Origin of the sequence: Brevibacillus sp. NPDC003359 (assembly GCF_042878995.1) — a bacterium.
GTDB lineage: Bacteria > Bacillota > Bacilli > Brevibacillales > Brevibacillaceae > Brevibacillus.
Window position 1 is genome coordinate 423066 of record NZ_JBIAOR010000002.1, and the last position, 13325, is coordinate 436390.

14 protein-coding genes are annotated in these 13325 nt (G+C 48.0%); all 14 read right to left on the minus strand.

The window, feature by feature from the left end:
* Window positions 1–96: 96 nt before the first annotated feature.
* The 14 genes from uvrC to ACFYU8_RS11550 all read right to left on the minus strand — a co-directional run bounded on the left by uvrC (window position 97) and on the right by ACFYU8_RS11550 (window position 13129).
* Entirely contained in the window at window positions 97–1878 is a 1782-nt protein-coding gene (gene uvrC / locus ACFYU8_RS11485; RefSeq protein ID WP_390298416.1) for an excinuclease ABC subunit UvrC, read from the minus strand.
* 38 nt (window positions 1879–1916) lie between these two features.
* Window positions 1917–2168, minus strand: coding sequence for a DUF2164 domain-containing protein (locus ACFYU8_RS11490; RefSeq protein ID WP_390298419.1), 252 nt, complete (start codon window positions 2166–2168; stop codon window positions 1917–1919).
* 127 nt (window positions 2169–2295) lie between these two features.
* A complete protein-coding gene (locus tag ACFYU8_RS11495) occupies window positions 2296–3009 on the minus strand; it encodes an ABC transporter ATP-binding protein (RefSeq protein WP_390298422.1) in 714 nt (237 codons plus the stop codon).
* Window position 3010: 1 nt separating this feature from the next.
* Window positions 3011–3772 carry an ABC transporter ATP-binding protein gene (locus ACFYU8_RS11500; protein ID WP_390298426.1) on the minus strand — a complete coding sequence of 254 codons (762 nt, stop codon included), beginning with the start codon at window positions 3770–3772 and terminating at the stop codon, window positions 3011–3013.
* A 1-nt stretch (window position 3773) separates the two neighbouring features.
* Window positions 3774–4745, minus strand: coding sequence for a branched-chain amino acid ABC transporter permease (locus ACFYU8_RS11505; protein ID WP_390298429.1), 972 nt, complete (start codon window positions 4743–4745; stop codon window positions 3774–3776).
* Between the two features lie 5 nt (window positions 4746–4750).
* On the minus strand, window positions 4751–5617 hold the full coding sequence (locus ACFYU8_RS11510) for a branched-chain amino acid ABC transporter permease (RefSeq protein WP_390298432.1): 867 nt from the start codon (window positions 5615–5617) through the stop codon (window positions 4751–4753).
* Between the two features lie 148 nt (window positions 5618–5765).
* Entirely contained in the window at window positions 5766–6953 is a 1188-nt protein-coding gene (locus tag ACFYU8_RS11515; protein ID WP_390298435.1) for an ABC transporter substrate-binding protein, read from the minus strand.
* Between the two features lie 185 nt (window positions 6954–7138).
* Window positions 7139–7456 (minus strand): thioredoxin, encoded by a 318-nt coding sequence (gene trxA, locus ACFYU8_RS11520; RefSeq protein ID WP_063227198.1) that lies wholly within the window; start codon window positions 7454–7456, stop codon window positions 7139–7141.
* 141 nt (window positions 7457–7597) lie between these two features.
* Entirely contained in the window at window positions 7598–7885 is a 288-nt protein-coding gene (locus ACFYU8_RS11525; protein WP_390298637.1) for a hypothetical protein, read from the minus strand.
* A 109-nt stretch (window positions 7886–7994) separates the two neighbouring features.
* Complete coding sequence (locus tag ACFYU8_RS11530; RefSeq protein ID WP_390298439.1) at window positions 7995–8954, minus strand: electron transfer flavoprotein subunit alpha/FixB family protein; 960 nt, start codon at window positions 8952–8954, stop codon at window positions 7995–7997.
* A 20-nt stretch (window positions 8955–8974) separates the two neighbouring features.
* On the minus strand, window positions 8975–9742 hold the full coding sequence (locus ACFYU8_RS11535; protein WP_390298442.1) for an electron transfer flavoprotein subunit beta/FixA family protein: 768 nt from the start codon (window positions 9740–9742) through the stop codon (window positions 8975–8977).
* Window positions 9743–9794: 52 nt separating this feature from the next.
* Window positions 9795–10568, minus strand: coding sequence for an enoyl-CoA hydratase (locus tag ACFYU8_RS11540; protein ID WP_390298445.1), 774 nt, complete (start codon window positions 10566–10568; stop codon window positions 9795–9797).
* Between the two features lie 118 nt (window positions 10569–10686).
* Window positions 10687–11277 (minus strand): fatty acid metabolism transcriptional regulator FadR, encoded by a 591-nt coding sequence (locus ACFYU8_RS11545; RefSeq protein WP_390298448.1) that lies wholly within the window; start codon window positions 11275–11277, stop codon window positions 10687–10689.
* A 151-nt stretch (window positions 11278–11428) separates the two neighbouring features.
* On the minus strand, window positions 11429–13129 hold the full coding sequence (locus ACFYU8_RS11550; protein ID WP_390298451.1) for an AMP-binding protein: 1701 nt from the start codon (window positions 13127–13129) through the stop codon (window positions 11429–11431).
* Window positions 13130–13325: the final 196 nt, after the last annotated feature.

Below are 13325 nucleotides of genomic sequence, written 5' to 3' on the forward strand. Positions count from 1 at the left end.
TGTTTGAATCGGATTATATCATGAGTCTAAAAATGGATCAATTCCTTTTTAGAGGTTGTTCAAAAAGCCGACTTTTTGATCACGTATTTTTGTTTTCTATGCGTCCAGCTTACGCAGATGAGCGATGATTTCTTTCGCCAGCTTGTCGCCGATCCCTAATTGGCGGAAGTCTTCGACGGTCGCCTCGCGCATTTTTTTCAACGAACCAAAATGAGAGAACAACAGCTTGCGTCGCTTCTCACCGATACCTGGGATCTCATCTAGCTGCGAGGAGAGCATCGTTTTTGTCCGAGATTGTCTATGGAACGTAATAACAAAACGGTGGACTTCATCTTGGATGCGCTGCAACAAATAGAACTCATAGCTATCACGTCTAAGATTCACAGGCTCTGGCGGATCTCCGTACATGAGCTGAGCCGTACGGTGCTTCTCATCCTTCGCGAGTCCACAGACGGGAATATAGAGGCCCAGCTCGTTTTCCAGGACGTCCATAGCCGCGCTGATTTGGCCTTTTCCACCATCGATCACAATCAGGTCGGGCATCGGCTGGTTTTCTTTCAGCAGGCGAGAGTAGCGACGGCGAACCACTTCGCGCATGGAGCCGTAGTCATCTGGTCCCTCGACGGTTTTGATCTTGAATTTGCGGTATTCCTTTTTGTCAGGGCGTCCGTCTGTAAACACAATCATCGCAGACACAGGCTCTGTTCCCTGAATGTTGGAGTTGTCAAACGCTTCAATTCGATGAGGAACCGGAATCCCTAATATGTGACCAAGATTGTGTACCGCTTGGACCGTACGAGCATCGTCCTTGGACATCAACGCAAACTTCTCCTGCAAAGCAATCCGGGCGTTCTCGGAGGCCATCTTCACGAGCTCATCCTTTTTGCCTCGTTTTGGTGCATGGACTTTGATGCCCAACCACTCACTCAAAAGCTCAGGTTCACTCTCTTGCGGGAGCAAAATTTCTTTGGGCAGCGCATTTTGCTTGTCGTAGTAAAACTGACTCACATAAGACATGAAGTCTTCCGTTTCGCTGCCGTAATATGGAAAGGAAGTCGTCTGACGCTCGATCATCTTCCCTTTTCGCATATAAAACACCTGAATGCACATCCAGCCTTTTTCTACAGCAAACCCGATAATGTCGCGGTCTACCGTATCGGTGAAAGTGATCTTCTGCTTCTCCATCACCGCTTCGATGCTCTTGATTTGATCGCGATATTCCTTTGCGCGTTCAAACTCCATGTTTTCTGCGGCTTGCAGCATTTTTTCCGTGAGAGTTTTCTTCATTTCCTCATGACCGCCATCGAGGAACCGGCTAATTTCATCCACCAAACGCTGATTTTCCTCAGCCGATACCTCGTACACACAGGGCGCAAGACATTGTCCCAAATGGTAGTAAAGACAAACCTGCTTGGGCATATTGCGGCATTTACGCAACGGATAGAGGCGATCCAGCAGCTTCTTCACCTCGGAGGCATCTCCGGCATTCGGATACGGACCGAAATACTTCGCTTTATCTTTTAATACCTTACGGGTAATCTCCAGACGTGGCTGTGCTTCATTCGTAATTTTGATGTACGGATACGTCTTATCGTCGCGGAGCATGACATTGTAGCGTGGGTCGTGCTCCTTGATCAGGTTGCACTCGAGGATGAGCGCCTCAATCGGGGAGGATACCACAATGTACTCAAAGTCCACGATCTCACTGACCAACAGCTGCGTCTTCCCGTTATGACTGCCTGTAAAATAAGAGCGGACGCGGTTTTTCAGCACCTTGGCTTTTCCTACGTAAATGATTTCCCCGCTCGCATTTTTCATCAGGTAGCAGCCCGGCTTATCTGGCAGGACCGCCAGTTTATCTTTTAAGGAGCTGTTCATGGCTGCTCCCTCCTCTTTACTCTATATCTGCCTTGCTTCTATTTGTTCTTGTTGAATGGCTTTTCCAATACATACAGTTCATCTTCTAATGAACTCATCCGTTCGAGCAGCAGCTTGCGGCTGTCTTGCACCCCTTGATTGTAATAGAAGGGGCCGAGCTCCTTCGAAAAAAAGGCAATCAACTCTTCCGTCTCCAAATTGCCGAGTGTCTCCGACCGTTCTTCTTTAAAATAGCGCTGTACTTGATGAACAAGATATTCCATTTGCTCTCTCGTCAATTTAGCTGGCATCGTATCCGGCTTCCTTCCCTTTTTCGCCTCATAAAGAGAATATACGTTCTATCCTTCATAGTACCATGGAATGATGACGAAAAAAACTGCCGCCTCATTCCATAGCGACAGTTTTTTATAGGCAGATCTAGTGCTTGCGACCACCCAAATATGCTTCTTTTACACGCTCGTCGTTTAACAACGCTTCTCCTGTGCCATCCAATACGATTTGACCTGCCTCCAGTACATACCCGTAATCAGCGATTTTGAGGGCCTGTTTGACATTTTGCTCTACGATGAGGACGGTCGTACCTTCCGTATTGATTTCTTTGATCACCTTGAAAATGTCTGACACCACAATAGGAGCCAAGCCCATCGACGGCTCGTCTAATAGCAGCAGCTTCGGGCGAGACATCAATGCGCGGGCAATGGCTAGCATTTGCTGCTGACCGCCAGACATCGTCCCTCCCAATTGAGAAAGCCGTTCCTTGAGGATAGGGAACCAGGCCATCATCTTTTCCATGTCGTCCTTGATGCCTTGTGCATCGTTGCGCTGGAATGCGCCCATCTCCAGATTTTCCAACACGGTCATCTTCCCGAGGATCGCACGCCCTTCTGGTACCAACGCCAGCCCAGCTTTTACGATCTGATGAGGCTTTGAACCCTCCATACGTTGACCGCAAAACGTAATCGTCCCTGCTTCAGGCTTCAGTTGACCTGCGATCGTACGCATGGTGGTGGTTTTACCCGCTCCGTTCGCCCCGATCAACGAGACGATTTTACCCTCAGGCACTTCCAGCGTTATACCCCGAATCGCCTTGATTTGACCGTAGGAGGTCGTCAAGTTTTGTATGTTCAGCATCCTATTCGTCCTCCTTGCCGAGGTAGGCTTCAATCACATCTGGATTGTTTTGTACCTCTGCCGGGGTGCCATCGGCAATTTTGACCCCAAAGTTGATACATACGACCTTTTCACACAGGTTCATGACCAATCCCATATCGTGTTCGACCAACAGAACAGTCGTCCCGTCATCGCGAATTTTTTTGACCAGCTCCATGAGCGCTTTCGTCTCGGTCTCAATCATACCAGCAGCAGGCTCGTCCAAAAGCAAGAGCTTTGGCTCAGTAGCCAGTGCCCGTGCAATCTCCAGACGACGTTGCTGACCGTAAGCCAATGTATCCGAGCGGACATCGGCAATGTCAGACAAGCCCACGAATTCGAGGAGCTCCTCCGCTTTTTTGGTAACAGCCTTTTCTTCCGCACGTTGTCCCGGTGTTTTCAAAAGGGAAGCCCAGAAGCCTGCCTGCATGCGCGAATGACAACCTACCTTCACGTTGTCCAACGCACTCATGTGACCGAACAGGCGAATATTTTGGAACGTCCTCGCAATTCCCATTTCGGTAATTTTGTTAGGTGCCATTCCATTAAGCTTTTGTCCGGCAAAAGTAAAGGTACCCGTCGTCGGTTCGAATATGCCCGTTGCCATATTGAAAATGGTCGTTTTCCCCGCACCATTGGGACCGATCAAGCCGACAATTTCGCCCTCTCCGACAGAAAAAGAGACGTCACGAAGCGCGGTGATGCCGCCAAAGCTTTTTCCTACGTTCGCAAGTTCCAGCAACATCTTATACTCCCCCCTTCGCGTCCTTGTCCGTTGACTTACCCCGCCTGCGCTTGAACAGCTTCTGGAATGTATCGGCACCGATCAAGCCATGCGGACGGAACGCCATCACACCGACCATGATCAAGCCATACATGAGCATTTTGTACTCGGCCAATCCACGCAGAACCTCCGGCAGGGCCGTGAGAATCAAGGCACCAAACAGCGGGCCCCATACCACCTCGCTGCCGCCGATCACTGCATATGACAGAATCTCTACGACTTTATGATAGTTAAAATCATCTGGCGTAATCGTCGTCGTAATGTGAGCGAATAATCCCCCACATACACCAGCCAAAATCGATCCGATGACAAACGCGAGCATTTTGTAATAGCCAACCTGCAATCCCATCGCTCGTGCCGCCGTTTCATCTGCTTTGATCGCTTCAAAAGCACGGCCCAGACGCGAACGGTTCAGACGCAGCGTCAGGAAAAGAACGAAGGCAAACAGGAGCAACATAAACACAAAGGTCGATAATGACTTCATTTGCATGACCGAAATGCCGAAGGTTTGCGCTTTTAACCCCAATGCTTTTTCAAAATCGTACAAGTAATTGCCAATCGATTGAAGTCCCGTTAGTCCGAGAGCGCCATTTGTAATCTCCATATTGAGAAAAATAACGCGAATCACTTCACCAAAGCCTAACGTTGCAATTGCCAGGTACAAGCCGTGGAGCTTCAATGTCGGAGCACCGATCAAGAGTGCAATCAGCCCTGCCGCCAGTCCTCCAATAATGATGGCGATAAGCAGCGGCATGTCCGCTTGCTTCGTTAAAATACTCGCCGTAAAAGCACCGATGCTCATAAAGCCCGCATGGCCCAAGGAAAGCTGACCTGTTGAGAGCGTAATGTAAATACTGATCGCCAATATACTGTTTAACAAGATAAAAGTCAGTACCTGTAAGTTATATGGATTGAGAATGTCCAATGTCTGCACCTCCCTTACGCTTTGCGTCCAAATAGCCCTTCCGGCTTCAAGAGCAAAATGAGAATGATCAAGCCGAAAGCAACCGCGTCCCGATACGACGAGTCTCCGTACGCCACGGTAAACACCTCGATAATCCCGAGCAGTACGCCACACACCATGGCCCCAGGAATGCTACCTACACCGCCTAAAATCAAAACGGCCAAACCTTTAAAACCAAGGGTCATCCCCATTGTCGGAATAAGAGCGGAATACGCCATCCCGATCAATATGCCGGCAACTCCTCCAAGTGCCGAAGCAAGCATGACGGTAACGACAATGACCATATTGGTGTTAATCCCCAAAATATTTGCTGTATCCGTATTTTCAGCCGTCGCGCGAATGGCTTTTCCCATTTTCGTTTTTTGAATCCAGAAATGCAGGACGAACATCAGCAATACAGAAATCCCCAAAATAACGAGATCGACGCTGCGAATTTGAACGAGCCCCAAGTCAAATGTGGTGTCCCCAAAGGATTGCGGAAATGCACGGGAGTCCGCACCGAAAAACTTATGCATGGCCTCTTCCATCAAAATGGCAAATCCGATTGTACTGATCAAAGATGCCAGATGGGGTACATTTTTTTTACGAAGGGGGCGAAGAGCTGTATACTCCAGCACAAGACCCAAAATCGCCGATATCGCGATCGCCACGATCAACGCTACCCCTAAAGGCATATTCAGGCTGGTCATCAATACCAAGCCAACCAGTGATCCAAAAATAAAGATTTGACCATGTGCCATATTAATGATTCCCAAGACACCAAAAATGAGCGTATAGCCCAATGCGATCAATGAATAAGTGCTTCCAACTGTCAAACCGTTGACTAATTGTTGCCAAAACAAATGCCTCACCTCACTGTTAAGTGGTTAACATCACACGACGAATGAGTTATTCTCGCTGGATCAGCAAGCGAAGAACGTGATCTGGTACTTTCTGATCCAGCGAGATAACGGATAGAAAAAGAAGCCCGGGCGACCCCCGGGCATGATCCTATTCAAACGGGACGAATTTGCCTTCTTTTGCGACAACGACAACCGCATCACCAATCGGATTGCGTTTCTCGTCAAAAGACAGTTTGCCGGATACACCTGTGAAGTCTTTCAGCTGAGCCAATTTTCCGCGCAACTCTTCGCGATCTGCTTTTCCTGCGGCAAGCAGTGACTGCGACATGATATACAGCGAGTCGTATGCTTGGGCAGCGAACTGGTCAGGCTTTTTGTTGTATTTGGCTTCGAATGCTTTTACGAAGGCTTGTACTTTATCATCTTTCTTTTCCGGGCTGAATGGGGTCGCAACGATCAAGCCTTCAGCAGCTGGACCTGCAATTTCAAAAACTTTTGGATTATTGAAACCATTCCCGCCGAGGATTGTCCCTTTATAGCCCAATTCACGTGCTTTTTTCACAACCATGGAGCCTTCTTTGTACAAGGCGGACACTAGCAAAGCGTCTGGGTTGGTTTGTTTCAGCTTGGTCAATTGTGCCGAGAAATCCACATCGCCATTTGCGAAAGTCGCTTCACTGGTAATCTCCAAGCCCAGCTTTTCAGCGGTTGCTTTCATGACCTTGTAGCCATTCACGGAGAAGTCATCGTTAGAAGCGTGGATAAGTGCTACTTTTTTCAATCCATTCTTCTCCACTGCTGCTTTCATCGCTGTCGGGATGGCAATGGATTCAGGCAAAGAGTTGCGGAACACGTATTCCCCGATATCATTGATTCCTTCTGATGTATTGGAGATACCAAAAATCGGAGTTTCCGCCTCGTTTGCAACTGGTCCTGCTGCAAACATTTCACCGGAAAGTGTCGGTCCGATAATCGCCACGACATTATCCTGATTAATCAGTTTATTTACCGCATTAATCGCGCCTTCTTTTTCTCCGGCGGAGTCTTCAAACTTCAGTTCGATCTTGAGCTTGCCTTTGTTCGTGTCATTCAGCTCGCCCAAAGCTAATTCCAACCCCGCTTTTTGTGCTTCTCCATAAGCTGCGCCAGATCCTGAAAGGAAACCAACCACACCGATTTTTGCTTGAATCTCTTGTCCATCGGTGCTAGCAGCTTGTCCAGAGCCACCCTCTCCTGCTGCAGGAGCACTTGTATTTCCTCCGCTCGAACATCCGACCATCAATACCGCCCCTAGCGAGATCGCCGCCAGCGAGCGCATCAAATGAAATCCCTTCATTCAGAAAAGCCCCCTTCTATTTTCGAAATAAATTGAATACATGAAGTTTAATCAAAGTATTCAAGAAAGGCAATTATTTTCGCTCAATTAAACTTAATTTTTTGACAAACGATCGCTCAGAATGCCGTATCAAAACATAATAAAAAGCGGCACATTGCTATGCCGCTTCATTCTTTGCTTTGCAATTACAGATGTTTGCCTACAGTTGCCATGAGCGCTTCTTTTGGTTGGAAGCCGATCACTTTGTCAACTGGTTGACCGTCTTTGAATACGATCAGGGTTGGGATGGACATTACGCCAAAACGACCAGCAGAATCTGGGTTGTCATCCACATTTACTTTGACGATTTTGAGCTTGGAGCCCACTTCACCGTCGATTTGCTCCAGTACAGGAGCGATCATTTTGCAAGGGCCGCACCATGGAGCCCAGAAGTCAACCAGGACTGTACCGCCTTGCTCTACTTCCTGGGAAAAGTTTTGATCGGTAGCATTTACAATTGCCATGAGAAGTTACCTCCTTGAATTTCAATTACTAAATAAAGGTTACTAACGGTTATCAGTATATCATTCAAATACCAAATTGACTACGCCGCTCCGCACTTTGCGATACACTTCCCGCTTTAGTTTGTCCAGTCTGACCGCACCTTATTGACCGACTTGTTTTAGCCGGTTGACCTCCCGTTCTTGATCGCTGACTTTCCGATGCAATAAATCGAGATCTGCATCGATGTGTTTGTTTTGGCGTTCCAGTCTGTCTAATCGTCGCGTAGTGTCATCGCGGAATTCGTACATCTCATCGCGAAACGCATACATCTCATCCCGAAAATCATAAATCTCTTTCTTAAACTCACGTAGCTCCTGCTGTGTCTCTTTTATAAGCCGATTATTCTCAGCCACCATGTGAATCAGTTGTTGCAAAAGCTCCTCGCTCATCCCGATCACCTCTCCTTACCCCCTATTATACCAAGCAAGGAAAGCATAAAGTAAGCCTTGCGGACAAAAAAAGCGCCCCAATAAGGAGCGCCTAATCATCGTCTTTCTGTTATACCAATACTTTTTTAAACTCAGCCGTCAGCAATGGCAGCACTTCGAACAGGTCTCCTACGATACCGTAATCAGCCACTTGGAAAATAGGTGCTTCCGGATCTTTGTTGATCGCCACGATGACTTTCGAGCTGGACATACCAGCCAAGTGCTGGATCGCTCCGGAAATCCCGCATGCGATATACAAGTCAGGTGTTACAACCTTACCTGTCTGTCCGATCTGCATGGAGTAATCGCAATAGTCAGCGTCGCAAGCGCCACGAGATGCACCAACAGCTGCTCCAAGCACTTCCGCCAGATCGTTCAACGGCTGGAAGCCTTCTGCACTCTTCACTCCACGCCCACCGGAAATCACGACTTTTGCTTCGGAAAGGTCTACTTTGCCGCTTGTTTTTCTTACGACTTCTTTTACGATCGTACGCAAATCTTTGATATCCAATTCAACTGGTACCACCACTGCCGTTTTCGAAGGGTCAGCAGCGCCGATGGTAATGTTGTTTGGACGAATCGTTATAAATGTTGTTCCATCAACGAATTTGCGTGTTTGCGTCGCTTTTCCTGCATAGATCGGGCGAACGAAGACAGGACCTGCTTCTACACTTGTTACATCCGAAACCAGACCATAACCGAGTCTCGCTGCTACGCGAGGTGCGATGTCACGACCGATCGCTGTATGGCCCAAAACAACTGCATCTGGAGAAGCCAGTTCAATCAACTGCGTGAGTGCCTGCACATACGCATCTGGCGTGTACTGTGCCAACGCTACGTGCTCAGCCGTATACACCGTGCTCGCACCATGCTGACCCAATGTCACTGCATGCGTTGCTGCATTTGCGCCGAATACACCTGCTACAATTTCGCCACCCTCAGCCAATGCTTGTGCTGCAGTCAATGCTTCCAGCGACACGTTGCGAAGTTGTCCGTCACGTACTTCTGCCAATACAAGTACTTTTTTCATGGATATCCTCTCCCTCTCGCTTAGATCACTTTCGCTTCATTGCGCAACAGTTGCACCAATTCCGACGTTTGAGCTGCCAATTCGCCAGAGAGAATGCGACCTGCCTGCTTTTTCGGAGGCAATGTCTGATCGACGATTTCTGTCTTCGCTTTTACCTCTTCCGCCGTGATACCCAAATCGTCTGCGCCGAGTCGATCCATTGGTTTTTTCTTCGCTTTCATGATCCCTGGGAGAGAAGGATAGCGCGGCTCATTAAGACCCTGCTGAGCCGTAATCAAAACAGGAAGGCTCGTCTCCACGACTTCCAGGTCACCTTCTACATCGCGCTCTACGCGTACGTTCGTTCCGTCCACCTCTAGCTTCACAGCAGTCGATACATGGTTAATTCCCAGTTCTTCTGCGAGACGAGGACCGCCTTGGCCAGCCCCGGAATCTACAGCCATTTGTCCACCAATGATGATATCGAAGCCGACCTTTTTCGCTACTGCAGCCAAAACCTTAGCGATCGTGAATTCGTCTCCGAACAGAGACTCGTCGTCCACCAGTACAGCCTTGTCTGCTCCCATTGCCAAAGCAGTGCGTAGCGCACTTTCAGCCCGGTCTGGACCTACACTGATCACGGTTACTTCGCCGCCGTGCTCTTCCTTGAGCTTGATTGCCTCTTCCACAGCGTACTCATCGTAGGGATTAATGATGAATTCAACGCCATCTTCGGAAATTTGCCCGTTTTGGATGACGATTTTTTCTTCTGTGTCAAACGTCTGTTTCAACACAACCACGATATTCATCAGGATGCCTCCTCCTTAGTGGTACCTCATACTTGTGAAGCTATATGCTTAACTACCGATCTGCGAATTGCGGCTTGCGCTTTTCGAGAAAAGCAGTCACGCCTTCTTTTACGTCCTCCGTCGCGAATACATCGCCAAAGAGCTTTGCTTCTTGCTCCAAGCCTTGTGACAACGACATCTCCGTTGTGTTGTGGATGGACGCTAGGGCAAACTTAAGGGTAATCGCGCTCTTACTTGCGAAAACACCCGCCAGCTTTTGCGCTTCTGCAAGCAACTGCTCAACGGGATAAACCGCTTCCACAAGACCGATGTGCAAAGCTTCCTCGCCACCGATCATCTCTGATGTGAGGATCATTTGTGTCGCTTTACCTCGGCCAACCAGGCGTGGAAGACGTTGTGTACCACCGTAGCCAGGAATGAGTCCGAGATTCAGCTCAGGTAGCCCGAGCTTAGCTTCTGGTGCTACCAAGCGGATATGGCATGCCAATGCAAGCTCCAATCCTCCGCCAAGGCAAGCGCCGTTAATTGCTGCAATGATTGGCTTCGGGAACGTTTCCAAGCGATTAAACAATGCTTGACCCTTCTTCGCCAGTTCTTCCGCATTATCCCGATTCAGTTGGGTAAATTCTTTGATGTCCGCTCCTGCAATGAAAAACCGACCTTCGCCAGTCAAAACGATTGCTTTGATCTCATCGTTATTTTCCCACTGGTCTAAAAGTTCACTCAATTGACCGAGCACTGCTTGACTAAGTGCGTTTGCAGGCGGGTTGCTAATCGTAACCGTAGCAACGCGATCAATGATTTCTACATTCCAATGCGACGCCATTCCTCTCCCCCCAAACTCTCCCCATATATAAAAACAGCATTCTTTTAATTCCGAGCGATCGCTCAGTCTTACTGTTTCCATTGTAACAAACGTTTTCATGCAAAAAAAGCTTTTCTTTTCATTCTTTTCCCTTCATACCAAGCAGGAAGAGGTTATGAATGGAATCAACATAAGAGACAAGGTCGTACTTACACTGTTTCATCACCCAAGATGTCGTCACTTCGTCCAGCGTTCCAAAAATCATTTTGCGTGTAATCCGCACCTCAAGATCGGATCGGAATACCCCCTGTTCCATTCCTTCCACGATCACTTCATCGATGAGGTTGAAATACTGCTTCATCACATTGCCGATTCCCTCGCTGATGATCGGACTGGATTGGCGTAGCTCGATTTGCGTCACTCTTGCCAGATCATGATCATTGGATAGCTGGCTCAAGTGTGCATGAATGAGTACATACAGTTTTTGCTCAATGGTCGTCGCTTCCGAAATGCGTTTGCGGTTTGTCTCCACAAACTGGCCCATCTTTTCGTTAAACAGTGAAATCAAAATATCATCCTTGTTTTCAAAATAGAGGTATATGGTGCCGTCTGCTACCTTCGCCTCTTTCGCAATTTTCGATACCTGGGCACTGTAATAGCCCTGTTTGGCGATTACTCGAACAGCAGCATCAATAATGGCTTGATACTTTTCCCCCGTTTTCTTTGCCATAACTACCTCCATGTTTACTAACATTGATGACGAAATGAATGATCGCTCATTCATAATTAGTGTAATACAGGGCTACTTCTCTGTCAATCGCAAGAGGTCAGCAAAAAAGGCCGCTTTCCACCTGGGATCGCAAGCCTCAAAACATCAGCTACTAGCTCGTTTTGATTTCTTCCTGAGCTTCCCTTTTCTTCTTGTCTTCTTCTTGTAATTGGCGACGCAATACTTTTCCGACCATGGTTTTGGGCAAATCTGTACGAATCTCGTATTGTCTCGGAATCTTATAGGCGGCAAGTCTCTGTCTGCAATGTGCTTCCAGATCCTCTTCATTCGCGAGCTGTCCATCCTTGAATACGACGAATGCTTTGACTGTTTCCCCCCGGTACGGATCAGGAACACCGATGACTGCTGCCTCCTGGATAGCGGGATGCTCAAACAGCACCTCTTCTACTTCGCGCGGATAAATGTTGAAGCCACCAGCTATAATCATGTCTTTTTTGCGGTCTACGATATAAAAATAGCCGTTTTCGTCCATATAGCCCATATCTCCCGTCAAAAACCAACCATCCTTCAATACGGCAGCGGTGTCCTCAGGGCGATTCCAATACCCCAGCATGACTTGAGGTCCTTTTACGGCCAACTCCCCGACCTCGCCTTGGGGCATCTCTTCTCCCGTGGCGGTATCAACAATTCGACAATCCGTATCTGGCCACGGCATTCCGATGCTTCCCGTAATTCCTTTTTCCCAAATGGGATTGGAATGTGTGACGGGAGAAGCCTCCGTCATCCCATAACCCTCGACCAGCTTGCCGCCCGTCAACTCTTCAAATTTGAGCTTGACTTCGATTGGCAACGGAGCTGATCCACTAACACATGCGTCAATGGAAGAAAGATCATGCTTCTTCAGGTCCGGGTGGTTAATGAGACCGATATACATGGTTGGTGCCCCTGGGAAAAGAGTAGGCTTACGCTTGTCAATCATTTCAAATATTTGTTTCACGTCGAATTTGGGAACGAGAATAATTTCCGCTGCGATACAAATGCCTTTGTTCATCACGGTAGTCATCCCGTACACGTGGAACAGTGGGAGCACACACAAAATCCGTTCTTTTCCCTTTTTCAGCTTGTAAAGGACCGCTTGGCACTGGACTGCATTCGCAATGAGATTGGCGTGCGTCAGCATGACGCCTTTGGCAACACCTGTTGTCCCCCCTGTATACTGGAGGAGCGCGATGTCCTGGGTCGGATCGACTGGTACTTCTACAGGCTTGGTAGCGCTTTCTTTTAGGACGGAAAGAAAAGGCTCAATATCTGCACTGTATGTAACCTGCGGATTTTGTCCTTGTTTCTTCTGCACGAACGGATATAGCCATTTTTTCAATAAGGGAAGGAAATCGCCAATGCTTGTGATGATGATTCGTTGAAGTGAGGTAGATGCACGGACTTGGGTAACACGTTTGTACAACAAATCCAGTGTGATGATGGTCTCGGCGCCTGAATCGTTCATTTGGTGAATCAATTCTCGCTCGGTATATAGCGGGTTGGTCATGACCACGATCGCGCCTGCAAAAAGCGCCCCGTAGTAGCTGATGACGGCTTGAGGAGTATTTGGCAGCATAATCGCCACGCGGTCACCTTTCTTTACACCGCGCTTGATCAATGCATTGGCAAATTGGTATGACAACTGCAAAAGCTCTCGATACGTAATGCTTTTTCCCATGAAATAGATCGCGTTACTGTCTGGATACATAGCTGCAGACTGCTCCAGAAAATGCGTCAAAGGAACACGGGGGTAATCCAATGACGGCGCAGTTTCGGGCGGGTAATTGGCAATCCAAGGCTTGGCATTTGACATGGTCATTCCCTCCATCCCTTAAATGGCCTTGCCTCTCCCTATGATCTACATTCATAATCTCTTCCTAATGACTATTGTATTCGAAACATATTCAATTTTCCAACTAAAATCAAGAATTTTCCTTTTTTTAGGACAAAACTATTCTACGAAAAAAAGGACAAAGCCCCTGATGATAGCCGTGTCCTTTACCCTTATG